The organism is Bradyrhizobium sp. SZCCHNPS1003, assembly GCF_032381555.1.
In the GTDB taxonomy this organism is placed as follows: Bacteria; Pseudomonadota; Alphaproteobacteria; order Rhizobiales; family Xanthobacteraceae; genus Bradyrhizobium.
The window spans coordinates 113,237-139,084 of record NZ_JAUHIU010000006.1; the positions used below are offsets into that span (position 1 = coordinate 113,237).

Consider the following 25,848-nt stretch of genomic DNA (forward strand, 5'->3'; position numbering starts at 1 on the left):
GCGCGCTGGGTCTTGGGGCCCTGCGCTCAGTGCAGCCGTTCCGGCGGCCGCTGCCCCTGCTCCGCCGCTGGCGCGCCGGTCGGCGCAAAAGCCGTCGCGGATGAAGACGAGGCGTGCGGCGCTGCAGCCGCGGCACCAAGAACCGCGGAGTGCCGCGCCGCCTGCTGCCGATACAGCCGCCAGCCGAACGGAAGGCTCAGGATGTAGAGGATCGATCCTGCCGACAGGATGTGCCAGGGATAGACCACCAGCAGCGCCACGAAGAACACCACCGAGGCGAACACTGGCAGCACGAGTTCGGGCGAGACGCGCATCCGCGTGGTCTTGCCGGAGAACACCGGCAGCCGCGACACCATCAGGAAGGCGATCAGCAGCGTGTAGAAAGCCGTCACCAGCGCCGGCGGCCTCGGCAGATCCAGGAACGCCAGATAGACCGGCAGCAGCACCGTGATGGCGCCGAGCGGGGCCGGCACGCCGGTGAAGAAATTGGCGGCGAAGGGCGGCTTGTTGGGATCGTCAATGCTGGCATTGAAGCGCGCCAGCCGCAGGCCGCCGCTGATGGCGTACATCATGGCGGCGATCCAGCCGCCGTCGCGCAGCTCATGGAGCTGCCAGAAATACAGGATCAGGCCGGGCGCCACGCCGAAATTGACGAAATCGGCCAGGCTGTCGAGCTCGGCGCCGAACTTCGACTGGCCCTTGATCATGCGGGCGATGCGGCCGTCGATGCCGTCCAGGAAGGCAGCGAAGACGATGGCGCCGACGGCGAGCTCCATCCGCCCCTCGGTCGACAGCCGGATTGCGGTCAGGCCGGCGCAGATCGCCAACAAGGTGATCATGTTCGGCACCAGCAGCCGCACCGGGATCGGGCGGAAACGGCGCCGGCGCAGTTCGGGAGAGTTCGGATCGAAGCTCATGATCACACCACGTGTGGGTTGGTCGAAACCTTGTGTCGGAAGGTGCCTCAAGGACCTTTAATGAGTCATCATCGGCCGGCGACGGTTCACTGGCTCCGGAAGGTCAGGCCGGGCACGGGCACGTCGAAATCGGCCAGGATCGTCTCGCCGGCAATGGCCGTCTGCCCCTCCGAGACCAGAACTTCCGTGCCGTCAGGCAGATAGACGTCGAGCCGCGAGCCGAAGCGGATCAGGCCGAAGCGCTCGCCAGCCCCGATGGTCTGCCCCTCGCGCACGAACGACACGATCCGGCGCGCCACGAGGCCGGCGATCTGGACCACGCCGATGCGGCCATGCGGCGTCGAGATCGCGAGCGAGTTGCGCTCGTTGTCCTCGCTCGCCTTGTCGAGCTCGGCGTTGATGAAGGCGCCCGGACGGTAGGAGATCTTCTCGATCCGGCCGGCCACCGGGCTGCGGTTCACATGCACGTTGAACACGCTCATGAAGATCGAGACCCGCAGCAGCGGCCGGTCGCCGAGGCCGAGCTCGGCCGGCGGCAGGGCGCGCGTGATCATGGAGATGCGCCCGTCGGCCGGCGCCACCACCAGCCCTTCCCGCTGCGGCGTGACCCGGATCGGGTCGCGGAAGAACAGCGCGCACCAGACGGTGAGCAGCGTGCCGATCCAGCCGAGCGGGGTGAATATCCAGAACAGGATCAGGCTGACGAGGGCAAATCCCCCGATGAAGGGATAGCCTTCCGGGTGGATCGGCGGGATCTGAGCGCGGATGGAATTGCTGATCGACATGGCCTGCTTCGTTGAGTGTTGTCGCTCTGACCTCAGAGCGGACCGTCGCCTTGACTAGGTCTATGGCCGGCGAAGGTCAAAATGAATCCTTAATGCATTCTTGAGTTCAGATCAGGGCGGTCCGCGGCATCATTCGGCGGCACTCGCCACCTGGCCGGTCCGATCGGGCCCGACCGCGTCCGGCTCGCTCCGATCCGGCGGATTGCGGTTCGGCGCCGCCGCATCGTCGCCGATCTGCGCCAGTTTTTCGCGCGCCTCCTCGGCCTCGCGCTGCCGGCTCCACATCCCGGCATACAGCCCGCCTTTGCCCAGCAGCTCGGCATGGGTGCCGCGCTCGGCAATGCGCCCCCGGTCGAGCACGATGATCTCATCGGCCGCCACGATGGTCGAAAGCCGGTGCGCGATCACGAGCGAGGTGCGATTGCGCGACACGCCATCGAGCGCCTCCTGGATCTCGTGCTCGGTATGACTGTCCAGCGCCGAGGTCGCCTCGTCCAGCACGAGGATCGGTGGCCCCTTCAGGATGGTGCGGGCAATCGCAACGCGCTGCTTCTCCCCACCGGAGAGCTTGAGGCCGCGCTCGCCCACCTGCGTCTCGTACCCCTTCGGCGCCATCCGGATCAGACCGTCGATCTGCGCGAGGCGGGCCGCCTCCTCGACGGCGGCGTCGTCGGCATCCCAGCGTCCGTAGCGGATGTTGTAGCGGATGGTGTCGTTGAACAGCACGGTGTCCTGCGGCACCATGCCGATCTGGGCGCGCAGCGACACCTGGGTGACGTCACGGATGTCCTGCCCGTCGATCAGGATGCGGCCGCCGGAGACGTCGTAGAGGCGAAACAGCAGCCGCGAGATGGTCGACTTGCCGGCACCTGACGGACCCACGATCGCGACCGTCTTGCCGGCCGGCACCTCGAAGCTCAGGCCCTGCAGGATCGGCCGCTCCGGCTCATAGGCGAAGCGGACGTCCTCGAAGCGGACATGGCCGGAGGTCACCACCAAAGGCGTCGCCCCGGGTGAATCCTTCACCTCGGCATCGCGCGTGAGCACGCCGAACATCTTCTCGATGTCGATGATCGCCTGCTTGATCTCGCGGTAGACCATGCCCATGAAGTTCAGCGGCTGGTAGAGCTGGATCATCATACTGTTGATCATGACGAAGTCGCCGACGGTGTTGCGACCCTGGCGCACGCCCTGGGCGCACATCAGCATCGCCACCGTCAGCCCGATCGTGAAAATCACGGCCTGCCCGGCGTTGAGCACTGCGAGCGAGGTATAGGTCTTCACGCTGGCGCGCTCGTAGCGCTCCATGGAACGGTCATAGCGCTCGGCCTCGCGTGCCTCGGCGCCGAAATACTTCACTGTCTCGTAGTTGAGCAGCGAGTCGATCGCCTTGGTGTTGGCGTCGGTGTCCGAGTCGTTCATACGGCGCCGGATCTCGATGCGCCATTCGGTCGCGATGTAGGTGTAATAGAGATAGGCTGCGACCATGGTGAGCGTGACCAGCACGTAGCGCCAATCGAACTGCCAGAGCAGCACCGCCGTCAGCAGCGAGACCTCGACGATGGTCGGGATCAGCTGCAGGATCACCATGCGCACGATGGTCTCGATCGCGTTGCGGCCGCGCTCGAGCACGCGGGTCAGGCCGCCGGTCTTGCGCTCCAGGTGAAAGCGCAGCGACAATTCGTGCATGTGGACGAAGGTGATGGTCGCGAGCTTGCGCACCGCATGCATGGCGACGCGGGCAAAAATACCATCTCGCCACTGCGTCAGCACCGCCATCAGGACGCGCATCCCGCCGTAGCTTGCCGTCATGACGAGCGGCGAGGCCACCAGCCAGAACGCCCAGTTGGCGGGCGCAATCGGCGCGGTGTTGGCGCCGGTCAGCGCGTCGGTCGCCCATTTGAAGGTGAAGGGCAGGACCAGCGTCGCGACCTTCGCCACAATCAGCAGCACCACCGACCATAGCACGCGCATCTTCAGGTCGGCGCGATCGCTCGGCCAGATGAAGGGCCACAAATGGCGCAGCGTGCCGGCCAGCGTTCCCTGCTCGAGGGACGATGGCTGGCTGGCGGCTGGTTCGGAGGAGGAATCGGGCGGCATCTAACGTTCTGGAACAGCGAGTGTCTCGGCATGTTGTGATGCCGGCGTTGCTGGTCATATAGAGTGTCCGGGCGCCGGATGCACCCGTGCGTCGGCGGATTCCGTTGCCGCGGCGCAGTATTTGCATACTCCATTCCCAGGCAAATGGATCCATCCAGTCCGCATCATTCCGTGAAAGCCCGCGAATCCACGCCCTCCGCCCTCGTCTTGACGCCTTTCAACTGCAGTGTCACATCCGTCCAATGACTGAAATCCGCACCGTCTGTGTCTATTGCGGCTCCGGCCCCGGGACCAATCCCAGCTTCATCGAATCAGCGAAAGCGCTCGGCAAGGCGCTCGCCGAGAACGGCGTCAGGCTCGTCTATGGCGGCGGCTCCATCGGCATGATGGGCGCGGTTGCCAAGGCGGTGCTCGACCATGGCGGCGACGTCACCGGCATCATTCCGGACTTCCTTGTGAAGAAGGAAGTCATGATGCCGCTGAAGGATCTCATCGTCACGCCCGACATGCACGAGCGCAAGCGGCTGATGTTCGAGCATTCCGATGCGTTCGTGGCGCTGCCCGGCGGCATCGGCACGCTCGAGGAGCTGGTCGAGCAGTTGACCTGGAAACAGCTCGGACGCCACGCCAAGCCGGTGCTGATGGCCAACATCGACGGCTTCTGGGAGCCGCTGTTCTCGCTGCTCGCCCATATGCGCGAGACCGAGTTCATCCGCCCCGGCTTCTCGATCGAGCTCTTGAAGGCCGAGCGCGTCGAGGACATCCTGCCGCGCCTGCGCGCGGCTGCCGCCGGCATCGCCAGGGAAGAGACCGAAATGGCACCGGAGATCGCCAAGCGGCTCTGATCCCTACTCCGCGGGAAATGTGACGGCTTCGATCCGGTTGCCGTCGGGATCGAGCACGAAGGCGGCGTAGTAGCGCACGCGATCATGCGGTCGCAGCCCGGGCAAGCCGTCTGAAACACCGCCCGCCTCCAGCGCCGCCGCATGGAATGCATCGACCTCGGCGGTGCTCCTGGCGCGGAAGCACAGATGCGAGCCGGTGTCGGACGATACCCGCGCCATCGCGGGACGCAGATTGATCCAGAATTCCGGATAGGCCTTGCCGAAGCCGATGGTCGCCGGGCGCGCGACCAGGCGCGTCATCCCGAGCGGCGCCAGCGCGAGCTCATAGAAGCGGGCGCTGCGGGCGAGATCGCTGACGCCGACGGAGACGTGGTCGATCATGCGTTACCTCCTGCCCTCTCCTCCGTCATTGCGAGGAGCAGAGCGACGAAGCAATCCAGACTCGATCCGCGGAAAGACTCTGGATTGCTTCGCTTCGCTCGCAATGACGGATACACCATCTCACCCCGGCGCGCCTGACTTCACCAGCTTGTAGAATACCGAATCCATCAGCGCCTGGAACGAGGCATCGATGATGTTCGGCGACACGCCGACCGTGGTCCAGCGCTCGCCCTTTTCGTCCTCGCTCTCGATCAGCACGCGCGTGACCGCCTCGGTGCCGCCATTGAGGATGCGGACGCGATAGTCGATCAGCTTCAGACCATCGATATAGCCCTGGTACTTGCCGAGATCCTTGCGCAGCGCGACGTCGAGCGCATTGACCGGACCGTTGCCCTCGGCCGCCGAGATCAGCCGCTCGCCAGCGACGTCGACCTTGACCACGGCCAGCGCCACCGTGACGCGCTCGCCGAGCGCGTTGTAGCGCTGCTCGACATTGACGTCGAACTGCTCGACCCGGAAGTACTCGGGCACCGAGCCCAGCGTGCGCCGCGCCAACAGCTCGAACGACGCGTTGGCGGACTCGTAGGCATAGCCCGCGGCCTCGCGCTCCTTCAGCTCCTCGACCAGCCGCGTCAGCTTCGGATCGCTCTTGGTGAAGGGAATGCCACCACGCTCCAGCGCCGCGATCACGTTGGAACGGCCCGCCTGGTCCGATACCAGCACCTTGCGACGATTGCCGACGCTCTCGGGCAGAATGTGCTCATAGGTTTGTGGATCCTTGAGCACGGCCGAGGCATGAATGCCGGTCTTGGTCACGAAGGCGCTCTCGCCCACATAGGGCGCGTGGCGGTTCGGCGCGCGGTTCAGCATGTCGTCGAGCGTCCGCGAGACCTTCATCAGCCCGGCGAGTTGCTGGTCGGAGACGCCAATCTCGAAGCGATCCGAGAACTCCGTCTTCAGCTTCAAGGTCGGGATCAGCGAGCACAGATTGGCGTTGCCGCAGCGCTCGCCGAGCCCGTTCAGCGTGCCCTGGATCTGGCGCACGCCGGCGCGCACCGCGGCAAGCGAATTCGCCACCGCCTGTTCGGTGTCGTTGTGGGCGTGGATGCCGAGGTGATCGCCCGGCACGTGCTTGACGACCTCGCCGACGATCGCCTCGATCTCGTGCGGCATGGTGCCGCCATTGGTGTCGCACAACACGACCCAGCGCGCGCCGGCCTCATGTGCCGCGCGTGCGCAGGCCAGCGCGAACTCCGCATTCTCCTTGTAGCCGTCGAAGAAATGCTCGCAGTCGAGCATCACCTCGCGCCCCGCAGCCTTTGCAGCCGTCACGCTGTCGCGGATCGAGGCGAGATTCTCTTCGTTGGTGGTCTCCAGCGCGACGCGCACCTGATAGGCGGATGACTTCGCGACGAAGCAGATCGCGTCCGCCTTGGCCTCCAGCAACGCTGCTACGCCCGGATCGTTGGACACCGAGCGTCCCGCCCGGCGCGTCATCCCGAAGGCGGTGAAGCGGGCGTGGCCGAGCTTGGGCTTGGCGGCGAAGAACTCCGTGTCGAGCGGATTGGCGCCGGGATAGCCGCCCTCGACATAGTCGATGCCGAGATCGTCGAGCAAGCGCGCGATGGCCTGCTTGTCGGCCAGCGTGAAATCGACACCGTTGGTCTGCGCGCCATCGCGCAGGGTGGTGTCGAACAGATAAAGTCGTTCCCTGCTTGTGCCTGCCGTGCTCATGCCTGTGCTCCCCCGGAGCCGAGCGTCTTCTTCATCGTGGTGTTGGCGAGCCACTCGCCATTGATGGAGACGCTATTGCGCTGCTGCGCGACGTAGCCGCGCTTGCGGAAGAATTCGACCGCCGTGTCGCTGGCGTCGACCGACAGACCGGTCGTGCCGCGCGCGCCCGCCAGCTTTTCCAGCGCGTCGCATAGCAGGGCCCCGACGCCCTGCCCCGCCGCGTTCGGATGGACATAGAGCATGTCGATGTGATCGTTTCCCTTCAGCGCGGCGAAGCCGACCGGCGAGCCCTGCAGGGTCGCAATCAAGGTGAGCTCGGACGCCAACCTCTTGCCGAAACCCGTCTCATCCTCAGCAGCGGACGCCCAGGCCTCCTGCTGCTCCTCGCTGTAATCGTCACCGGTCAATTCCTGGATGCTGGCGACGAAGATCGCGGCCAGAACCGGCGCATCAGCGGGAAGAAACGGCCGCAGCGCGGGCCTCGGGAGAGCCTGTCCCATGCGTCACCACATCCCGTAGAGTTTCGTGACCAGCGCCACTGCGCCCGCGATCAGAACCAGCTTGAGCAGGATGTAGTACAGCCAGTGCCGCGGAAACGGCGTGTCGGGCTTGCTCATCGCGCGATCTCCCAGGTCGTGACCGGCTTGCCGTCGGCGCCCTTGCCATCCTTCAACACGACACCCATCGCCGCGAGCTCGTCGCGGAGGCGATCGGATTCCTTGAAGTCCTTGCGCGCGCGAGCCGCGGTGCGCTCGGCGATCAGGCTTTCGACCTTGGCGGCGTCGACGCCTTTGGCCTGCTGCTTTCGCGCCTCCCATTGCGCGACGGTTTCTGATAGGAAGCCCGCAAAACGAAGCGAGCCTGCAAAGGCAGCGCGATCCATCTCGCCGCCGGACGCCGCACGGCTCCGCAACGCGTGCAGCTCTGCGATCATCAGCGGCGTGTTGAGGTCGTCGACGAGGGCGGCGATGATCTCAGGCTCCGGCTGCTCGCCCGGCGCATCGGCCGCGACGCGATACCAGTCGTCGAGTGTCTTGGCACTCTCCTCCAGGCCCTTGACCGTCCAATCCGCCGGCGAGCGATAATGCATCTTGAGCATGTTGAGGCGCAACACCTCTCCGGGCCAGTCCGCCAGCAGGTCTCGGATGGTGACGAAGTTGCCGAGACTCTTCGACATCTTCGCGCCCTCGACCTGGACGAACTCATTGTGCAGCCAGTAGTTCGCCATCACGGACGTGCCGTGCGCGCAGCGCGATTGCGCGATCTCGTTCTCATGATGCGGGAAGATCAGATCGAGTCCGCCGCCATGGATGTCGAAGACCTCACCGAGAAAGGCGGCGCTCATCGCCGAGCACTCGATGTGCCAGCCCGGCCGGCCGCGGCCCCACGGGCTGTCCCAGCCCGGCTCGTCCTCCGACGATTGCTTCCACAGCACGAAGTCGGCAGGATTCTTCTTGTGCGCATCGACGGCCACGCGCGCGCCGGCGAGCTGCTCGTCGAGCCTGCGGCCCGATAGCGCGCCATAGTCCGGCATTGACCGGGTGTCGAACAACACCTCGCCGCCCGCCTCATAGGCGTGGCCACGCGCGATCAGTTGCTTGATCAGGGTCACCATATCCGCCTTGCCATCAGGGCGCGGCAGCACGAACTCGGTGGCCCGCGGCTCGAAGGTGGGTCGGAGACTGCCGAGCGCAGCCGCGTCGCTGTGGAACTGATTGGCCGTCACCTCCGTGACCTTGCGGATCGCCTCGTTCAGCGGCAGTCCGGGAAAGTCGCGCGCAGCGCGCGCGTTGATCTTGTCGTCGACGTCCGTGATGTTGCGGACGTAGGTGACGTGATCCTTGCCATAGAGATGCCGCAGCAGCCGGAACAGCACGTCGAAGACGATCACGGGCCGCGCATTGCCGATATGGGCGAAGTCGTAGACCGTCGGTCCGCAGACATACATGCGGACATTGTTCGGATCGAGCGGCACGAAGGAGCGCTTCTCCCGCGACGCGGTGTCGTACAAACGCAAGTCCATGGTCCGTCCCCGAATGCCCTGTGCTCACCGCCCCGCCGGACCGACAGTCCATGACGAAGCGCAACGGGTGTCCTACGCCGCACGACCGCCCGCGAGCGGGCCGCCACGGCACGAATCACGCTTCCGACCTGCCGGCCGGGCGTCCTGATCATCTCTGTTGAGAAAAGACGGCCTCAGCCAGCGAATCGCTAGCGCGTAATCTCGCGGCAAATGCAGCAGATGGCGAGGAAACCGTTCATGAAACTCACCATGCTGCAGCAGGCTGTCTCCGTCAAGAGCCGCAAAACGGCCGTTTTCACTGCCCAAATGCTCGCGCCCCGCCTCATGGTTAATCATTTTTAACCTTTTGGGCCTAACCATGAGTTGTCTCCTACACCCACCGGTGCACCATGCGAATCTCCTCGGCGCTGCTCGCCTGCTGTGTTCTCCTCGCCGCCGCGACCACCGCCACGGCGGAGAGCCGCATCTTCATCATCGCCAACGAAGCCGACGGCTACGGCGTCGACCAGTGCCTCGCCAAGGGCGACCGATGCGGCGCCTCGGCCGCGCGGTCGTACTGCCAATCACGGGATTTTGCACAGGCCTCCTCCTATCGCCGCGTCGACCCCGATGAAATCACCGGATCGGTGCCGAAAGCTGGCGCAAACTGCGCCCATGGCGGCTGCAGCGACTTCGTCGCGATCACCTGCCAGCGCTGAGACGGCCGGGAACGGCTGTTCCCGCCACCCCGGCGCCCCGGAAACGACGTGACGATGCCCGACAAAGCGGCTATGGGATGCCCGCCGCTGCCGCGATTTTTCCGAATTCTGAGCTAGTCCCGCGGCTGCACCCATGGACCGGAATACCGCATCTTGATCGCATCCCTGTCTCCGCGCCTGTTGGCCGTCTCTGCGTTGCTCGGACTGACCCTGACCGGCTCGCACGCCCTGGCGCAATCCAGCTCCGAGTCCTATGCGCAGATGCCGCCGGGCCAGCCCGGGCCGCAGGCCGGCGTCAATCCGATCTGCCCGCGCCTGGAAGCGCAGCTCGCCTCGATCGATCGCGGCGGTGGCGGCGATCCCGCGCGTGAGGACCAGATCCGGCGTTATCAGGATGCAGCCGCCAAGCAGCAAGGCGAGCTCGACCGCGTCAGCATGCAGGCCAAGCGCATGGGCTGCGACAGCACCGGCTTCTTCTCGCTGTTCAATGGCCGTTCCGCGGAATGCGCTCCGGTCAACAACCAGATCCAGCAGATGCGCACCAATCTCGACCAGATCACCAACAGCCTGGAGCGGCTGCGCGGCGGCGGGTTTGGCGGTGAGCGCGACAATCAGCGCCGCTCGGTGCTGGCAGCGCTCGGCCAGAACAATTGCGGCCCGCAGTACCAGCAATATGCCAACGCCAATCGCGGCGGCGGCAACTTCCTGACCAGCCTGTTCGGCGGCGGCGCCGACAGCAATCCGGCCGCATCGCTGCCCCCGCCGAGCGCCGATCTCGCGGCGCCGCAGGGCACCTACCGGACCGTGTGCGTGCGTAGCTGCGACGGCGCCTATTTCCCGATCTCGTTCGCCACCGTTCCCGGCCGCTTCGCCGACGACGAGCGCGCCTGCAAGGCGCAATGCCCCGCCGCCGACGCGACGCTGTTCACCTATCGCAATCCCGGCGAGGACATGAACCAGGCGGTCTCGGTCAACGGCCAGCCCTACACCGCGCTGCCGAACGCCTTCAAGTATCGCACCGAGTTCAATCCGAGCTGTTCCTGCAAGGCAGCGGGACAGACCTGGGCCGACGCGCTGAAATCGATCGATGACAAGGCCGCAGCCGAGCAGCAGGGCGACATCATCGTCACCGAGGAGAGCGCCAAGCGGATGCAGCAGCGCCAGACCGGTAAGCCGCCTGCGAACGCCGCCCGGAAGGGTGCCGCGCCGGCCGAGGCCGCAGCGCCCGCGACCGCGGACACCACGGGCGCCGGTGGCGACAAGCAGATCCGCACGGTCGGACCGACCTTCATCCCGGCGCGCTGAGCGAAATCGCCGGACCATCGGGTCATCCTTCGAACGCATCTGAGAACGCGCGGCCAGCGAGATCGGGCGATATGACTTCGCCCGACGGTCCCAGCGCGTTCGCAGGCTTCCAACGATTGCGAAGCGCTGCGAGACGAACGATCTCGGCCTGGGACATGTCGTCGAATAGAGTGACACCGCCGGTCGCGTCACCGATCTCACAGCCATATCGGTCCGACCTCTTGAGCGGCACGACGGCGAGCGCACCGGAGAGGCTCGCCAACGCCAGCAGCAGCGTGCCGCGCACGCGCGCCAGGAGATCGTGACGGGCCCCGCCCGCCAGCGGACCGGACAGAACCGTTTCGAAGCCGGCCACTGCGGCCGCGATCGGCAACACCTCGGCGGCGACACCGAGCCGCGCCGCGATTGCAATAGCCCGCGCCTCCTGCGGCATGTCGGGCCCGGACAGCACCACACCGCGAACCCTCGTAGCTCCCAGCGCATCGACGGCCATCGCCAATGACAGCGCGGATTCGATGCCTCCGGTCAGAGCCAGCACGATCCCGGTGAAGCCATGCTTCTCGACGTGGTCGCGCAGGCCGAGCACGCGGGCCGCGTAGTCCGCCTCGTCGCCCTCGATCAGCGTGGTGACCGGTCCCTGGCACTGCCAGCCATCGTCTCCCCTGCTCCACGCCAAGGTCGTGACTTCAGCGACGAAGCCCGGGAGCTGTGCCGCCACCGAGAGATCGGCGTTCAGCGCGAAGGACGCGCCGTCGCACACCTCGTCATCCTGTCCGCCGACCTGATTGAGCCAGACGAGCGGCAGATCGCTTTCGGTGACGCGCGCCACGGCGGCCGACAGGCGCCGGTCGCCGCCGCCGCGCATGTAGCATGAGCGGCTCGGCACGACGATGAGCTCCGCCCCGGTTTCCGCCAGCGTCTCGATGACGTTTTCGTAGTTCGAGGATTCTTCGAGCGAGATGTCTTCGCCGATCGCGACGCCGATGCGAACGCCCCGCACGCTGAGCGGGCCGGCAGCCGGGCCGCGCGTGAACAGGCGCTTCTGATCACCATCGGGCAGGTTGGCCTTGAAGCGCGTCGCGGCGATACGGCCGGCGTCGAGCAGCGCGCAGGCGTTGTAGAGCTTGCCGTCCTCGATCCAGGGCGTACCGATCAGCACCGCCGGCCCGCCATCGGCGGTCTCGCGCGCGAGAGCCTCGATCGCGGCCTGGCACGCGGCCTGAAATGCCGGCTGCAGGACGAGGTCCTGCGGCGGATCGCCCGCAATGAACAGCTCCGGCAGCACCACGAGATCGGCGCCGTCGGCCGAAGCCTTCGCGCGCGCCTCGCGCGCCTTGGCGACGTTACCGGCGATGTCGCCGACCGTCGGGTTGAGCTGGGCCAGCGTGATCCTGAAGATGTCAGCGGCCATCGCTCAACTCATTCAAAGCAGCCCGAGCCGCTCGGCGATCGCGAACAGCCAGAAGCTGCCGGACATCAACAGCGCGACGCCGACCGCGGCCGAGCCGAGGTCCTTGACCCGGCCGATCTGCAGATCATGCTCCGTGGTGAGCCGGTCCGCGAGCTTCTCGATCGCGGTGTTGAGCAGCTCGACCACCAGCACCAGCACCACCGCGCAGACCAGCTCGACGCTGCGCATCGGCGTCGCGCCGACGACATAGGCCAGCGGCAGCGCCAGCAGGAACGCAACCACCTCCTCGCGCACCGCCTGCTCGGAGCGCAGCGCGAAGGCCAGGCCGTTGCGCGAGTTGACCGTCGCGCGCCACAGACGCAGCATCAGAAGCCCGCGACGGCCGGCATCGGTGCGGACTTGCCGCCGCGCTGCTGCTTCAGCAACTCGGCGATCAGGAACGCCATGTCGATCGACTGCTCGGCGTTCAGCCTGGGATCGCACACCGTGTGATAGCGGTCGTTGAGATCCTCATCGGTGATCGCCCGCGCGCCGCCGATGCATTCGGTGACGTCCTTGCCAGTCATCTCGAGATGGATGCCGCCGGCATGGGTGCCCTCCGCGGCATGCACCGCGAAGAACGCCCGCACCTCGGATACAATGCGATCGAACGGCCGCGTCTTGTAGCCCGAGGTCGAGGTGATGGTGTTGCCGTGCATCGGATCGCACGACCACACCACCTTGCGCCCTTCCCGCTGCACCGCGCGGATCAGTCCCGGCAGATGATCGCCGACCTTGTCGGCGCCGAAGCGGTTGATCAGGGTCAGCCGGCCCGGCTCGTTGTCGGGATTGAGGATGTCGATCAGCTTCAGCAGCTCGTCCGGCTTCAGCGACGGGCCGCATTTCAGGCCGATCGGGTTCTTGATGCCGCGGAAATACTCGACATGGCCGTGATCGAGCTGCCGGGTGCGGTCGCCGATCCAGATGAAATGGCCCGAGGTCGCGTACCAGTCGCCGGTGGTGGAATCGACGCGGGTGAAGGCCTGCTCATAGCCGAGCAGCAACGCCTCGTGGCTGGTGTAGAAGTCGGTGGCACGCAGCTCCGGATGGCTCTCGAGGTCGAGGCCGCAGGCGCGCATGAAGTTGAGCGCCTCGGAGATGCGGTCGGCGAGCTCCTTGTAGCGGCGCGACTGCGGGCTATCCTTGACGAAGCCGAGCATCCATTGATGCACGCTGCCGAGATTGGCGAAGCCGCCGGTGGCGAAGGCGCGCAGCAGGTTCAGGGTCGCCGCCGACTGCCGGTAGGCGTCGAGCTGGCGGCGCGGATCGGGAATGCGCGCCTCGGGCGTGAAGGCGGTGTCGTTGACGATGTCGCCGCGATAGCTCGGCAGCTCGACGCCATTGATCTTCTCGGTCGGCGACGAGCGCGGCTTGGCGAACTGGCCGGCGATGCGGCCGACCTTCACCACCGGCACCGCGCCGGCATAGGTCATGACCACGGCCATCTGCAGCAGCACGCGGAAGAAGTCGCGGATGTTGTTGGCGCCGTGCTCGGCGAAGCTCTCGGCGCAGTCGCCGCCCTGCAGCAGGAAGGCCTGGCCGGCCGAAACCCGCGCCAGCGCCTTCTTCAGGTTGCGCGCCTCGCCGGCGAACACCAGCGGCGGGAAGGTCGCAAGCTGCGCCTCGACCTCGGCCAGCGCCTTCTGGTCGGGATAGTCAGGCACCTGCTGCACCGGCTTGGAACGCCAGCTCTCCGGGCTCCAGCGCTCGGTCATGGCTTCAACTCCCTTGCGAATACCGCGCGTTCATCCCCTACTGCGGCGCGCGCCTTATACACAGCCTGCCTCCGCGCCGCCACTTGGAATTTAAGGCGCAGACACAAGGGCTTGCACCGCAAGCCGAATTTGACTTTGCTGCGGTCCGGCGCGGGATGGGAGGACGAGGCGTGGGCGAGACGGGATCCAATGGCGTTTCGAGTGAGGATCTGACCATTGCGGCCATCGACGGCTTTGAGCTCGCGGGCACCCTGTTCGCGCCGCGCGGTACACCCGCGCATGCCGTGCTGATCAATTCCGGGGCGGCGATCCCGCGCCGGATCTATCGCGGCTTCGCTGCTCATCTTGCCCAGCAGGGTTGCGCGGTTCTGACCTACGACTATCGCGGGATCGGCGGCAGCCGTCCCCTCTCCCTGAAGGGCTTTGCGGCCTCGATGACCGACTGGGCCGCACTCGACATCACCGGCGCGGTCGGTTGGATGCGTGCGCGCTACGGTGCGCTGCCGCTGCGCTATGTCGGCCACTCCTTCGGCGGCCAGACGCTCGGCCTGCTCGCCAACAACACCGAGGTGTCGCGCGCCCTCTTCATCGCCTCGCAGGCCGGCTATTGGAAGCTCATGGCCCCGGGCGAACGCTGGCGCGTGGCGACGATGCTCAACGGCGTTGGCGTCCCGCTGACTCATGCGCTGGGTTACACGCCGGGCTGGAGTGGCGTCGGCGAGGACCTGCCGAAGGGTGTCTTCCTGCAATGGGTGCGCTGGATCATGAGCCCGCGCTATCTGTTCGATGACGCATCGCTGCCGCTTGCCAACTACGCCAACTTCAAGAGTCCCGTCCGGGCGCTGTGCCTCGCCGACGATCCCTGGGCGACCCGGCCGGCGGTCGAGCTGCTGTGCGCCGGCTATACGGGCACCACGCCGGAACTGCTCAGCATCGCGCCGCAGGACGTCGGCGCGTCCGCAATCGGCCATATGGGCTTCTTCCGCGCGGCGCATCGCGACACGCTGTGGCGCAGCGCGGCAGAGTGGCTGCTCGAAAGCTGACGCAGCGAACGGTTCGTCATGGCCCACGAGCGAGCGCTCCCGCGGCAGGTGCTGCCCGAGCTGTGCTGATGTCGTTCACCCTCATCAAGTCGGAGGGCGCAGGGAATGCCGGGTGAAGGCCTCACCCATGGCCCGCCTGCGGAAGAAAGTGCAGGCGGCAGGTACCACAGGTGCAGCCGATCAACCGGCATTCCCCGCGCGACAGTCTTAACGCTTATACGCAGTCTGCCTGGTGCGCCGGGCTTGTTGGCCACCATGCACGCAACGCGCTTACGCGCCTTGCGTGGGACACCAGCATCGGGGTGTCAGCACGCTGCGACTTCACGTCCGCGCAAGCCGTTCGTCCGCGTGTCCGAAGACACGCTGCGGCTTACTCGCGGCCATCGCTCCCCGCCCCGCGTGTCGTGACGATCGCGCGCAACGCCCCTCCGAGTGAGGCGGGATGCGCACAATAGAGCACGATTTCTGATATTCGTAAAGAGGAATCTTCGTCGGAACGACCGCTTTTGCCGTCGACAGAACCGCGAGCGTAGCGACATCCGGCCTCGGCCCACTGATTGTCGTCCTCATCCGCAGCGTGCTACTGATCGTGCCAAGCGCCGATTTGACCATCAGCTTGCGGGCGCGTCTCAAAGTGCAGCTAAAGCGAACGGTTCATTGCATGGCAACGCCCTGCCCGCCGTTCCCTGAACGGAGGCTCTCATGCGGTTTGCGGCCATCGCCGACATCCACGGAAATTGCGACGCGCTGGCGGCCGTGCTGGCCGACATCGCTTCGCTTGGCATTGATGACGTCGTCAATCTCGGCGACCATCTCAGCGGCCCGCTCGCGCCGATACAGACGGCCGAGATGCTGATGGCACGCGATTTCCCGTCGGTCAGGGGCGATCAGGACCGGCATATGATCGATCGGCATCGTGCCGGAGATTTGTCCCGCGGGGACGTACGTGCGCTCCGGCAGGAGCAAGTCGCGTGGCTGGCGGCACAGCCGGCGACGTTGCTGTATCGCGATGAGGTGTTCCTGTGTCACGCCGCCCCGGACGACGATGCGGCGTTCTGGCTCGAAGGGATCACGGAGGGCGACACACCGCGTCCAAGCAATCTTGCCAGCATCGAAGCGCGGGCCGCCGGCATCGATGCCTCGCTGATTTTGTGCGAGCACAGCCACATTCCGCGCATCGTCCGGCTCGGCGATGGCCGGCTGATCGTCAATCCCGGCAGCGTCGGGCTGCCGGGCTATCGGATCTCCACGCCCAAGCGCTATCACGTGCAGACTGGCACGCCGGACGCCTGCTATGCGATCGCAGAGCGCCGAGATGGATGCTGGTCATTGACGTTTCGCTACGTGCCTTATGACGGCACAGCGATGGCCGCCCTTGCCCGACGCGGCGGCCGGCCGGACTGGGCCAACGCCATCGCGACGGGATGGGTGGAGTGATCGGCCATCACCCGCAATGCTCAGCAAGCAACGACGTCCCTCCCGTCAGACGGCCAGCAGCAGCCCTGACGCCAGCAGAATGCTCAGGATGATCTTCCTGAACAGCGCGTCGTTGATCTCACGGAAGACAAGGACGCCCAGCGAGCCGGAAGAAGCGGGGTTGGTCGGCCTTTCTCCGCTCGTCATCCCGAACCGCCACTATGGCCGCCGACGATCGGAGAGCGCAGGCGAAAGGGCCGTGCGGAAGCGCAGCAACTCCAGCTTGCACCCGCTGTTCCGACACGCCGCGCAGAGAACATGCATCGATCCGTCATCAGGCCGACACGCGACAGATGATATCGCGCGCCCCGTTATCCGGCATCATCGAGGGGATTCGACCAATGACACTTCGCCTATGGGCGGGCGCAATCGCGCTTGGATGCGCCAGTCTGCTCGGCAGCGCGCTACACGCAGCCGACGGAACGTTCAGCACGCTGACCTACAACGTGGCGGAAACGCCGACCGCCTATAACGGCGGCAGCGACGCACATTCGCGCGTGATCAGCTGCTACCTGCGCCAGTTCGGCATCGTCAACGTGCAGGAGGATTTTCTCTGGCACGCCGCGCTCTATGACACCTGCGACAACCATCCGTATCGCACGCCGACCTCGGGCACGGCCGGAATCGGCGACGGCATGAACACGCTCAGCACCTACGCGTTCGACGATCTCGATCGCGTCACCTGGACCAAGCGGGCCGATTCCGACGCGCTGACGCCGAAGGGATTCTCCCTGGTCCGCACCCGCCTCGCCGAGGGCGTCTATCTCGACTTCTACAACCTGCACGCCCAGTCCGGCACGTCCTCCACCGATCTCGCCTATAGCGAGTCCGACGTGGTGCAGATCCTGAGCTACATCGAGGCGAATTCCGCCGGCAATGCCGTCATGGTGATGGGCGACACCAACACGCGCTACACGCGGGCCGGCCAGAACATGTGGGAATTCCTGCATCACGGCTTCAGCGATGCCTGGATCGAGACGATGCGCGGCGGCAGCGTGCCTCCGATCGGCGCTGCATTGGTCTGCGGCGATCCCCAGACGGCACGGCCGGATTGCGAGATCGTCGACAAGGTGCTGTGGCGCAACAACGGCGTCCTCAACCTGCAGGCCACGTCCTATGTCGACCGGCAGGACGCGCTCGATTCGAGCGGCGCGCAGCTCTCCGACCATCACCCGATCGAGGTGAAGTGGAGCTTCTCGACGGCCGCGAACCGCAGGCTGAGCGATCAGTTCGGCGGCCCGCATGGCACGAGCTACAATGATTCATCGGCGCTGCCCGCCGATCCCGCGGTCAGCAAGCTGACCATCCGCACCGGAAGCCGGGTCGACCAGGTCGAACTGACGCTCTCCAACGGCTATGTCTACAGCCATGGCGGCACCGGCGGCACGGCGCAGAGCCTGACGCTCGGCAGCGGCGAATATCTCACCTCGGTCGGTCTGTGCAGCGATCAGTACCAGGGCCATACGCGCATCTTCCGGATTGCGTTCACCACCAGCACGGGCCGCACGCTGGCGGGCGGCGCGACCACCGCGACCTGCACCAGCTACGCCGCGCCGAGCGGCTGGCAGATCACCGGCTTCCATGGCCGGTCCGGTGACGGGATCGACAAGCTCGGCGTCGTCTACGCGCCGGTCTCCAGCGCCGCGCCACCATCGCGCCAGCCGGTCCGCATCGTCAACCGCACGTCCGCGCTGTGCATGGACGTCAATGGCGGCGCGATGGCCGACGGCACGGCCGTGATCCAGTGGTACTGCACCGGCGCCGCCAACCAGACCTGGAGCTACGACGACGCCAGCGGCATGATCCGCAGCATGCAGGATCCGCACTACTGCCTGGACAACAACGGCACCTATGGCGATGGTGCACAACTGATCATCTGGACCTGCACCGGCAACAACAACCAGCGCTTCCGCTATGATGCTGCGACCGGCACGATCGCGCTGCGCAGCTATGCCATCGAGGTCGTCAGCCAGAACGGCACCTCGGTCGGCAACCAGCTGCTGACCACCGCCGCCACGGCGGTGGGATCGCAGCTGTGGACGCTGACGCCCTGATCGCATCGAGCAGGAGCAGTGATCCGGGCGGCCACGCCGTCCGGATCACATCATCAATCTCCCCCCGACAAAGCCTGCGCTTGACATATCCATAACCGAACGGTTATGGGAATATCCATAACCAACGAGTTATGGATTGAATGGCGCGCTCCCCCGACCTCCTGTTCCGGTCCCTCGCCGATCCGACGCGGCGGGCCATCTTCGAAGGCCTGTGCCGCCACGGCGAGCAGACCGTCGGGGCGCTGACGGCCAAGGCCGGCGTGTCGCAGCCGGCGGTGTCGAAGCATCTCGGCCTGCTCAAGCAGGCGGGCCTCGTGCGGGAGCGTCACGAAGGCCGCCAGACGCATTACCGTGCGCAGCCGAAGGCGCTGGCGCCCCTGCTCGACTGGACCAGCCGGATGGCTGCGTTCTGGGAGAGCCGGTTCGACGAACTCGACACTCTGCTCAACAGGATGGATCAATGAGCTCACCTGCGCCAGAAACCCGCACCGTCGTCGTCGAGCGCGAATTCGCGCATCCGCCCGAAAAACTCTGGCGCGCGCTGACGCAGCCGCATCTGATCGCAGAGTGGCTGATGACGAATGATTTCGCGCCGGCGATCGATCATCGCTTCAAGCTGAAGGCCGACTGGGGCGTCGTCGACTGCCAGGTCGTGACCATCGAGCCGCACAAGACGTTGTCCTACACCTGGGCGGCGGCTGGCCTCGACAGCGTCGTGACCTGGACGCTGACGCCGACCGCCTTGGGCACGCACCTGCGCATGGAGCAGACCGGCTTCGCAGCCGACCAGACCCGCGCCTATCAGGGCGCACGCTATGGCTGGCCGAAATTCTTCGATGCGCTCGAACAGAGCGTCGCGCGCCTCGGCTGAGGCGTGCGCATCACGACGTCATCAGGGGAGAAGCACTTGAACTGGAACAACACCGTCCGGCAGGTCCATCGCTGGGTATCGATCGCCTTCACGGTCGCCGTCATCGTCAACATCGCCGCGATGACGCAGACGCAGGCCCCGCTGTGGGTCGGCCTGCTGGCGCTGATTCCGCTCATCGTGCTGCTCGGCACGGGGCTGTATCTGTTCGCGCTGCCCTACGTCGCGACGAAGTTGACCGCCTCGCGGGTGGAGCGCTGAACGGGCAATCGCGCCCAGCGGTGTTTTCCGGGAGGGAGTCAAGCCTCTTGGCGATCCGGCAGGTCGAGCGTGCGTCAGCGAAGACGATCGCTGACCGCCTCCAAGGAACGTCTTGCGTTCGCGGGCGAACCGCCCCCTACTGGCGCGTCTTCCGCCAACGAGGCTATTCTGACGTGAACGCTCTTACGCTCTTCAGCTTCGCCATCGTCGCCTTCATCGGGATCGCGACCCCCGGTCCGACGGTGCTGCTGGCCCTCACCAACGGCTCGCGTGTCGGTGTACGCCGCGCCTGGGCCGGCATCGCCGGCGCGGTGGCTTCGGACTTCATCCTCATCGGCGCCGTCGCGGTCGGCCTGGGCGCGCTGCTGGCCGCTTCCGAATTCTGGTTCTCGGTCGTGAAGTGGATCGGCGTGGCCTACCTCGCCTATCTCGGGCTCATGCTGCTGCGGTCCAGCGGGTCGATCGACCTTGCGGCGTCCGCAGACGGCAAGGACGGGTCACGACAGCCGCACGCGCTGTTTCTGAAAAGCTTCCTCGTCGCGATCACCAATCCAAAGGGCTATCTGTTCTTCTCGGCATTCCTGCCGCAGTTCGTGGTGCCGTCCGCGCCGCAGCTGCCGCAATATCTCACGCTGGCCCTCACCTTCGCGATGCTCGATGTCCTGATCATGCTCGCCTACGCGAGCGCGGGCTCGCAAGCGATGCGTTTCCTCAAGCGCTCCGGTGCCCTCTGGCTCGATCGCATCTGCGGCGGCGCGCTGCTGAGCCTTGCCGGCGCCCTTGCGCTTTACCGGCGAGCCGGCCCCTGACCCGGCCGCGCGTCGCGGTCGTCCACCTACTCCGCCGCCTGCCGCACGTGGCGCTCGGTCACCGTGCGCATCGTCACAGCTCCTCCGCGGCCGAGAGATGCCTGGCGCCAACCTCAATCGCACGAGCCTATACGTCCGTCGCGGAGAGAGAAACGCACGGCATCACGAAGGCCGGTCTCGTGAGGCCCTGCCGGCGGTTCAAGGCCGCAGCAACCAGCAGAATGCCTCGCGCAGGATCTCGGTGCCGTTCGTCCGGTGCCAGGCGCCATGGGCGATCACGATCCGCTCGGGGTGCCACCCAAGCATGGTCTCCACGGCCGCCCGCAACTCGCGTCGGTGCCGCCAGGTAAATGTCAGCCGGAGATCGCGCGGCAGGCCGCCATGCGGCGGACCGACACCCCCGATCCAGCTCAGGTAGCGCGCCAAGCCGGCACCGATCTTGGCCGGCTCGAAATTCTCCATCAGATCGGTCAGGATCAGCGTGCGCGAAGGGCGATGGAAGAATACGACCTCCGTCATATAGCTGCCGACGACGGGCAAGGTCGCGATCTCATCATCCCAGGGATAGCCACCGCTGCGATCCAGCGGCCTGCCCTCGAATTCGATGCGGCCCTTCGCCTTCGCGCGAATGCCCGGCGCCAGATAGATCGCCGCGTCGGGAAAGGCCGCCTGCCAGTCGGGGATCCACCAATAGTGGATGCGATTCGGACCGATGATGTCGCGGACGCGGCCTTCCCGGTCGATCTCGGCCCGCAGTGCCGGCGTCAACGGCGTGGGCGAGTGGATGAACAGATCTCCGGAGGCGCATCGCACCACGGTCATGCGGGTGGGAAACGGAAATTTCAGCCCGGGAATGCCGAAGCGGATCACGGGCCCGTCGACGATCCAGATGTTCTCGGCAACGAGCTTCAGGGTGTTCAGCGGCGGATAGGTCGCAAGGCAATCATCTTGGGACATGCTGGTCGCTCTCCAACCGCTGAGCGGTTCCAACGGCAGCAAGCCCGATCGGCCACGGTGTGGACCGTCGTCAGACCGTGAGCACCGGCCCACCGCAGTCGCTACGGGCGCCGGCCGCGCACGAGCCCCAAAAGCAGTTGGCGCCCTACTCCGCCGCCTGCCGCACGTGGCGCTCGGTCACCGTGCGCATCGTCACCAGCTCCTCGGCGGCGGAGGGATGCAACGCGATAGTGGCGTCGAAATCGGCCTTGGTCGCCTTCATCTTGATGGCAATCGCCACGGCCTGGGTGATTTCGGCGGCCATGTCGCCGACGATGTGGCAGCCAAGCACGCGATCGCTGGCGCCGTCGACGACGAGCTTCATCAGCACGCGGGTGTCGCGGCCGGACATCGTCGCCTTGATCGGGCGGAAGTTCGTCTTGTAGATGTCGACGCGGTCGTACAGCTCGCGCGCCTGCGTCTCGGTGAGACCGACGGTGCCCACTTCAGGCTGGCAGAACACGGCCGTCGGAATGTCCGCGTGATCAACGCGAACGGTCTTGCCGCCGAACACGGTGTCGGCGAAGGCGTGGCCCTCGCGGATCGCGACCGGCGTCAGGTTGAAGCGATGGGTGACGTCGCCGATCGCGTAGATGCTCGGCACCGAGCTCTGCGAGAACGCATCCACCGCAATGCCGCCGTTCCTTGGATTGATGGCGACGCCGGCCTTCTCCAGGCCGAGATTGGCCACGGCAGGATGGCGGCCGATCGCGAACATCACCTTGTCGGAGGCGATGCTGGAGCCGTTCGACAGATGCGTGGTGTAGTCCTGGCCGTGCTTGTCGACGCTCGTCACCGTGCAGCCGGTCAGGATGGTGATGCCTTCCTTCTCCATCTCGGAGCGGACGTGGCGGCGAACGTCTTCGTCGAAACCGCGCAGGATGTTGTCGCCGCGATAGACGACGGTCACGTCGGCGCCGAAATTGGCGAAGATGCAGGCGAATTCGAGCGCGATGTAGCCGCCGCCCTGGATCAAGATCCGGCGCGGCAGCTCGTCGAGATGAAACGCCTCGTTGGAGGAGATGACGTGCTCGATGCCGGGAATCGGCGTGCCGTGGTTGGGCGCTCCGCCGGTCGCGATGAGAATGTACTTGGCGCGGACGGTCTCGCCGGTCGTCAGCCGCACGGTGTGGGCGTCCTCGAGCACGGCGCGGGTCTTGACGATCTTGGCGCCAGACTTCTCGACGTTGCTGGTGTAGGCCGCCTCGAGCCGCGCGATCTCCTTGTCCTTGTTCCTGATCAGCGTCGGCCAGTCGAAGGTCGCGGTCGGGATCATCCAGCCGAAGCCGGCGGCATCGGCGATCTCCTGGCGGACATGCGAGCCGATCACGAACAGCTTCTTGGGCACGCAGCCGCGGATCACGCAGGTGCCGCCCATGCGGTATTCTTCGGCGACCATCACGCGGGCGCCATAGCCGGCGGCGATACGGGCGGCGCGTACGCCCCCCGAGCCGCCACCGATCACGAACAGGTCGACGTCGAACTCAGCCATCTCTCCCCCGACCTGGCCTTTCGGCCGCAAGCCTCAGATCGGCTTGTTGCGCTTGCGCATCTCGGCGCGGAACTGCGCGGTGACGGTGTCGGAAAACTCCGCCGCCCACAGGTTCATCGCCTGCATGCTCATCTGGATCGCCTTCGGCTCCGCCGCAAGCAGCTTCTGGCCGATGGCTGACTTGTAGAAGGCGACGAGGTTGGCGATCTCCTGGTCGGAGAACTCGTTGCAGTAGATCTGCGCCATCTTCTCGCCGATCTCCTTCTCCTTGCCGGCATAGGTCTGCGCGACCGAGACGGCGACCTCGTCGAGGTCCTTCTGGTAGTTGAGATTGGACTGCAGCAGCGCCTGCTTGGTCTGCTGCACGATGCCCGGGACGGCATTGGCGTACATCGCAGCCGCGTTCTTCATCCCCAGAATCTCGCGCGCGCCGGCCATGCAGGCGGGCGAGGCCGGCTTCAGCGCCGGTGCCTGCCCCTGCGCCGCAACCGGGCTTGCCGAGGCCAAGGCCAGCACGATTCCGGCGGCCGGCAAGATTCTGAACACGCTCTTCATTCCAAGTCTCCTGTGAGTTGCCGCCCTGAGCGCAGCCTCGTGCCGCGCTCAGGGCCGCTGGATAACGCGAATTCCCTGTGCGCCTGCCAGGATCGCCGTGCTGCCGAGGCCGATGAACAGCCCGTGCTCGACCACGCCCGGAATTGCGCTCAAAAGACCCGCCAGACGCGGGGGATCCACGATCTCCCCAAGGCGGACGTCGATAATCCAGTGGCCGCCATCGGTGACGAAAACGTGGCCGTCTGCGGACTTGCGCAGGCTCATCGGCCCGGACACGCCGGCCGTGGCGAAGGCGTCACTCATCTCGCGCTGGGTCGCGGCGAGGCCGAACGGAACCACCTCGACCGGCAGCGGGTAGCGGCCGAGCTGCGCCACCCATTTGCTGTCGTCGGCGATCACGATCATGCGATCCGAGGCGCTGGCGACGATCTTCTCGCGCAGCAGCGCGCCGCCGCCGCCCTTGATCAGGTCGAGCGCCGGATTGATCTCGTCGGCGCCGTCGATGGTGATGTCGAGCCGGTCGATCTCATCGAGCGTGGTCAGCGGCACGCCGCACGCTTGCGCCTGCGCCCTTGTCGCCTCCGAGGTCGGCACGCCCACGATCTTGAGGCCGGCGCGCACCTTTTCCCCGAGCAGATCGACGAAATGCTTGGCCGTCGAGCCGGTGCCGAGACCGAGCTTCATGCCGCTCTCGACCTCCTCCAGCGCACGCGCCGCTGCCTGCCGCTTCAATGCATCCATGTCGACCAAGGAACCCGCCCTTCGCACCCCGAGACCCCCACGGACGGGGGCCGAAAGCCGGCGCATATCTAGCGATGTTTTGACGCGGGGCCTAGCTCTCGCCGGCCACGAAATCGGACAAAAAGCCATTGCGGGCCTCTTGCAAGGACATGAGCCGGCCGCTAGCGGATACCGATGCCCATCTCCAGCACCATCGTCTTCGATCTCGACGGCACCCTGGTCGACACGGCGCCGGATCTGATCAGCGCGCTCAACCACATCCTGCAGCGCGAAGGTCTGCGGCCGGTGCCGCTGGCCTCGGCCCGCAAGATGATCGGCCACGGCGCCCGCAAGCTGATCGAGCGCGGGCTGGAGGCGGAGGGTCGCCTGGCCAGCACCGATGACATCGGCCGCCTCACCACCGATTTCATCGATTTCTACGCCGACAACATCGCGGTCGAATCGCGTCCCTTCGAGGGTCTGGAGTCGGCGCTGGACGACCTCGCCGGGCGCGGCTGCCAGTTCGCGGTGTGCACCAACAAGCTGGAATGGCTGTCGAAGCGGCTGCTCGACCAGCTCGGCCTGTCCTCCCGCTTCGCCGCGATCTGCGGTGCCGACACGTTCGGGGTCGCCAAGCCGGATCCGGCGATCCTGCGCCAGACCATCGCGCAGGCCGGCGGTGAGATCGGGGCAGCGATCATGGTCGGCGATGCCGGCACCGACGTCGGCGCCGCCCGCCGCGCCGGCGTGCCGGTGATCGGCTGCACCTTCGGCTATACCGACGTACCGATCGCGGAGCTCAATCCGGACCACCTGATCGACCACATGCGCGAGCTGCCGGCGGCCGTCACGGCCCTCAGCCCATCGCTCAGGATCGCCTGAGCGGACTTGCGATTCCACTGCCGCATCGCACCCTAACCCACTGCCCTGTCGACCTGAATCCGCACCTTGCGGTGCATTAACGTTCTGTTGAGAATAGGGTTGACCGCAGTTGCGCCGCTGTTCTGACGCTCCTATGGTCGCCCTGGGATTGCGGCCGATGGCCGCAGGGTTGTGGGGCGGACATCATGATGCGGCGTGTCATCGCAATTGCGGTTGCGGGAGCCGGCTTGGCCGGGTGCTCATCCTTCTCCATGGACAGCTTCAAGATGGCAGCGCCCGAGGTGCCGGTGCAGCTCGACTCGGTGCCGCCGGGCGCCGACGCCAAGACCTCGCTCGGACCGGGCTGCAAGACGCCGTGCTCGGTCTCGGTGCCGGCGCCCGATGCCGGCTTCAGCGTCACCTTCACGATGGACAGGTACCAGCCCGCGACCATCCCGGTGCAGGTGATCCGCAACACCGGGGATTTCAACAGCTCGCCGCCCGTCGTGATGGATCCGAGCCCGGTGGTCGCCGAGCTGCAGCCGATGCCGGGCGCGCCGCCGAAGGCCGTCAAGCACATGCGGCCGAAGAAGCCGAAGCCGCAGAAATCGGCCGCCGCGCCGGCGGCGCCCGCAACCACCGGTTCAGCCTTCCCCGCCCCCGCGCCGGGACGCCAGTAGCGGACCATCGTCCCGCGCGCCACCTGCCAGGGCGAAGCTGCATTGCAGCATCGACGGATCCACGTCGATGATTGTGAGGC

General features: G+C 66.3%; 28 protein-coding genes. 12 read left to right on the top strand and 16 right to left on the bottom strand.

The genetic code is table 11. The annotated features are described in order from the left end of the window. Positions 1 to 26 precede the first annotated feature (26 nt). From QX126_RS11860 to QX126_RS11870, 3 genes are all read right to left on the bottom strand, one after another. Positions 27 to 917, bottom strand: coding sequence for a phosphatidylcholine/phosphatidylserine synthase (locus tag QX126_RS11860; protein WP_315739662.1), 891 nt, complete (start codon positions 915 to 917; stop codon positions 27 to 29). A gap of 86 nt (positions 918 to 1,003) precedes the next feature. Continuing rightward, on the bottom strand, positions 1,004 to 1,738 hold the full coding sequence (locus QX126_RS11865; RefSeq protein ID WP_315739724.1) for a phosphatidylserine decarboxylase: 735 nt from the start codon (positions 1,736 to 1,738) through the stop codon (positions 1,004 to 1,006). Positions 1,739 to 1,831: 93 nt separating this feature from the next. Beyond that, positions 1,832 to 3,802 carry an ABC transporter ATP-binding protein/permease gene (locus QX126_RS11870; RefSeq protein ID WP_315781078.1) on the bottom strand — a complete coding sequence of 657 codons (1,971 nt, stop codon included), beginning with the start codon at positions 3,800 to 3,802 and terminating at the stop codon, positions 1,832 to 1,834. 242 nt (positions 3,803 to 4,044) lie between these two features. On the opposite strand from QX126_RS11870, the gene QX126_RS11875 reads away from it, so the two are divergent. Next, complete coding sequence (locus QX126_RS11875; protein ID WP_315739659.1) at positions 4,045 to 4,647, top strand: TIGR00730 family Rossman fold protein; 603 nt, start codon at positions 4,045 to 4,047, stop codon at positions 4,645 to 4,647. A gap of 3 nt (positions 4,648 to 4,650) precedes the next feature. Here the strand turns inward: QX126_RS11875 and QX126_RS11880 are convergent, their stop codons facing one another. The 5 genes from QX126_RS11880 to QX126_RS11900 all read right to left on the bottom strand — a co-directional run bounded on the left by QX126_RS11880 (position 4,651) and on the right by QX126_RS11900 (position 9,145). Then, positions 4,651 to 5,028: a VOC family protein gene (locus QX126_RS11880; RefSeq protein ID WP_315739658.1), complete on the bottom strand. Its 378-nt coding sequence runs from the start codon at positions 5,026 to 5,028 to the stop codon at positions 4,651 to 4,653. A 120-nt stretch (positions 5,029 to 5,148) separates the two neighbouring features. After that, positions 5,149 to 6,762: a citramalate synthase gene (cimA, locus tag QX126_RS11885; protein WP_315781080.1), complete on the bottom strand. Its 1,614-nt coding sequence runs from the start codon at positions 6,760 to 6,762 to the stop codon at positions 5,149 to 5,151. After that, entirely contained in the window at positions 6,759 to 7,262 is a 504-nt protein-coding gene (locus QX126_RS11890) for a GNAT family N-acetyltransferase (RefSeq protein WP_315781082.1), read from the bottom strand. The genes cimA and QX126_RS11890 overlap by 4 nt, the downstream gene beginning before the upstream one ends. Before the next feature lie 113 nt (positions 7,263 to 7,375). Continuing rightward, complete coding sequence (cysS, locus tag QX126_RS11895) at positions 7,376 to 8,785, bottom strand: cysteine--tRNA ligase (protein ID WP_315781084.1); 1,410 nt, start codon at positions 8,783 to 8,785, stop codon at positions 7,376 to 7,378. A gap of 72 nt (positions 8,786 to 8,857) precedes the next feature. Further along, positions 8,858 to 9,145, bottom strand: coding sequence for a hypothetical protein (locus QX126_RS11900; RefSeq protein WP_315758940.1), 288 nt, complete (start codon positions 9,143 to 9,145; stop codon positions 8,858 to 8,860). Positions 9,146 to 9,174: 29 nt separating this feature from the next. On the opposite strand from QX126_RS11900, the gene QX126_RS11905 reads away from it, so the two are divergent. Then, a complete protein-coding gene (locus QX126_RS11905; protein WP_315739652.1) occupies positions 9,175 to 9,483 on the top strand; it encodes a hypothetical protein in 309 nt (102 codons plus the stop codon). 153 nt (positions 9,484 to 9,636) lie between these two features. Then, positions 9,637 to 10,788, top strand: coding sequence for a DUF2865 domain-containing protein (locus QX126_RS11910; RefSeq protein ID WP_315776896.1), 1,152 nt, complete (start codon positions 9,637 to 9,639; stop codon positions 10,786 to 10,788). A 22-nt stretch (positions 10,789 to 10,810) separates the two neighbouring features. Here the strand turns inward: QX126_RS11910 and QX126_RS11915 are convergent, their stop codons facing one another. The 3 genes from QX126_RS11915 to QX126_RS11925 are packed head-to-tail and all read right to left on the bottom strand — an operon-like array spanning position 10,811 to position 13,953. Beyond that, complete coding sequence (locus QX126_RS11915; protein ID WP_315781086.1) at positions 10,811 to 12,199, bottom strand: nitrilase-related carbon-nitrogen hydrolase; 1,389 nt, start codon at positions 12,197 to 12,199, stop codon at positions 10,811 to 10,813. Between the two features lie 12 nt (positions 12,200 to 12,211). Beyond that, positions 12,212 to 12,565, bottom strand: coding sequence for a diacylglycerol kinase (locus QX126_RS11920; RefSeq protein ID WP_315714514.1), 354 nt, complete (start codon positions 12,563 to 12,565; stop codon positions 12,212 to 12,214). Further along, entirely contained in the window at positions 12,565 to 13,953 is a 1,389-nt protein-coding gene (locus QX126_RS11925) for a class II 3-deoxy-7-phosphoheptulonate synthase (RefSeq protein WP_315776899.1), read from the bottom strand. Before QX126_RS11925 ends, QX126_RS11920 begins: the two co-directional genes overlap by 1 nt. A gap of 170 nt (positions 13,954 to 14,123) precedes the next feature. Between QX126_RS11925 and QX126_RS11930 the strand changes: the two genes are divergently transcribed. Further along, a complete protein-coding gene (locus QX126_RS11930; RefSeq protein ID WP_316227494.1) occupies positions 14,124 to 14,996 on the top strand; it encodes an alpha/beta fold hydrolase in 873 nt (290 codons plus the stop codon). A 702-nt stretch (positions 14,997 to 15,698) separates the two neighbouring features. Next, on the top strand, positions 15,699 to 16,433 hold the full coding sequence (locus QX126_RS11935; RefSeq protein ID WP_315776901.1) for a metallophosphoesterase family protein: 735 nt from the start codon (positions 15,699 to 15,701) through the stop codon (positions 16,431 to 16,433). 45 nt (positions 16,434 to 16,478) lie between these two features. Here QX126_RS11935 and QX126_RS11940 read toward each other — a convergent pair whose 3' ends face one another. Beyond that, entirely contained in the window at positions 16,479 to 16,619 is a 141-nt protein-coding gene (locus tag QX126_RS11940; RefSeq protein WP_315739645.1) for a hypothetical protein, read from the bottom strand. A 194-nt stretch (positions 16,620 to 16,813) separates the two neighbouring features. Here QX126_RS11940 and QX126_RS11945 point away from each other — a divergent pair, with 194 nt between their 5' ends. The 5 genes from QX126_RS11945 to QX126_RS11965 all read left to right on the top strand — a co-directional run bounded on the left by QX126_RS11945 (position 16,814) and on the right by QX126_RS11965 (position 20,464). Continuing rightward, a complete protein-coding gene (locus QX126_RS11945) occupies positions 16,814 to 18,526 on the top strand; it encodes a jacalin-like lectin (protein WP_315776902.1) in 1,713 nt (570 codons plus the stop codon). 140 nt (positions 18,527 to 18,666) lie between these two features. After that, positions 18,667 to 18,990 carry a metalloregulator ArsR/SmtB family transcription factor gene (locus tag QX126_RS11950; protein ID WP_315739643.1) on the top strand — a complete coding sequence of 108 codons (324 nt, stop codon included), beginning with the start codon at positions 18,667 to 18,669 and terminating at the stop codon, positions 18,988 to 18,990. Continuing rightward, positions 18,987 to 19,397: an SRPBCC domain-containing protein gene (locus tag QX126_RS11955; RefSeq protein WP_315781088.1), complete on the top strand. Its 411-nt coding sequence runs from the start codon at positions 18,987 to 18,989 to the stop codon at positions 19,395 to 19,397. The genes QX126_RS11950 and QX126_RS11955 overlap by 4 nt, the downstream gene beginning before the upstream one ends. A 36-nt stretch (positions 19,398 to 19,433) precedes the next feature. Next, complete coding sequence (locus QX126_RS11960; protein ID WP_315739639.1) at positions 19,434 to 19,655, top strand: hypothetical protein; 222 nt, start codon at positions 19,434 to 19,436, stop codon at positions 19,653 to 19,655. A 173-nt stretch (positions 19,656 to 19,828) separates the two neighbouring features. Further along, a complete protein-coding gene (locus QX126_RS11965; RefSeq protein ID WP_315739638.1) occupies positions 19,829 to 20,464 on the top strand; it encodes a LysE family translocator in 636 nt (211 codons plus the stop codon). A gap of 198 nt (positions 20,465 to 20,662) precedes the next feature. On the opposite strand, the gene QX126_RS11970 is transcribed toward QX126_RS11965, so the two are convergent. From QX126_RS11970 to rpiA, 4 genes are all read right to left on the bottom strand, one after another. After that, positions 20,663 to 21,421 carry a DUF4336 domain-containing protein gene (locus QX126_RS11970; protein ID WP_315781090.1) on the bottom strand — a complete coding sequence of 253 codons (759 nt, stop codon included), beginning with the start codon at positions 21,419 to 21,421 and terminating at the stop codon, positions 20,663 to 20,665. A gap of 145 nt (positions 21,422 to 21,566) precedes the next feature. Further along, positions 21,567 to 22,952 carry a glutathione-disulfide reductase gene (gene gor, locus QX126_RS11975; protein ID WP_315776905.1) on the bottom strand — a complete coding sequence of 462 codons (1,386 nt, stop codon included), beginning with the start codon at positions 22,950 to 22,952 and terminating at the stop codon, positions 21,567 to 21,569. Between the two features lie 33 nt (positions 22,953 to 22,985). Beyond that, complete coding sequence (locus QX126_RS11980) at positions 22,986 to 23,507, bottom strand: DUF2059 domain-containing protein (protein WP_315739635.1); 522 nt, start codon at positions 23,505 to 23,507, stop codon at positions 22,986 to 22,988. Positions 23,508 to 23,555: 48 nt separating this feature from the next. Then, positions 23,556 to 24,248, bottom strand: a complete 693-nt coding sequence (gene rpiA, locus QX126_RS11985; protein ID WP_315739723.1) for a ribose-5-phosphate isomerase RpiA — start codon at positions 24,246 to 24,248, stop codon at positions 23,556 to 23,558. Between the two features lie 174 nt (positions 24,249 to 24,422). On the opposite strand from rpiA, the gene QX126_RS11990 reads away from it, so the two are divergent. Together QX126_RS11990 and QX126_RS11995 are read left to right on the top strand one after the other, a co-directional pair. Then, entirely contained in the window at positions 24,423 to 25,109 is a 687-nt protein-coding gene (locus tag QX126_RS11990; protein ID WP_315781092.1) for an HAD family hydrolase, read from the top strand. Between the two features lie 266 nt (positions 25,110 to 25,375). Then, positions 25,376 to 25,768 (top strand): hypothetical protein, encoded by a 393-nt coding sequence (locus QX126_RS11995; RefSeq protein WP_315776906.1) that lies wholly within the window; start codon positions 25,376 to 25,378, stop codon positions 25,766 to 25,768. Positions 25,769 to 25,848 lie beyond the last annotated feature (80 nt).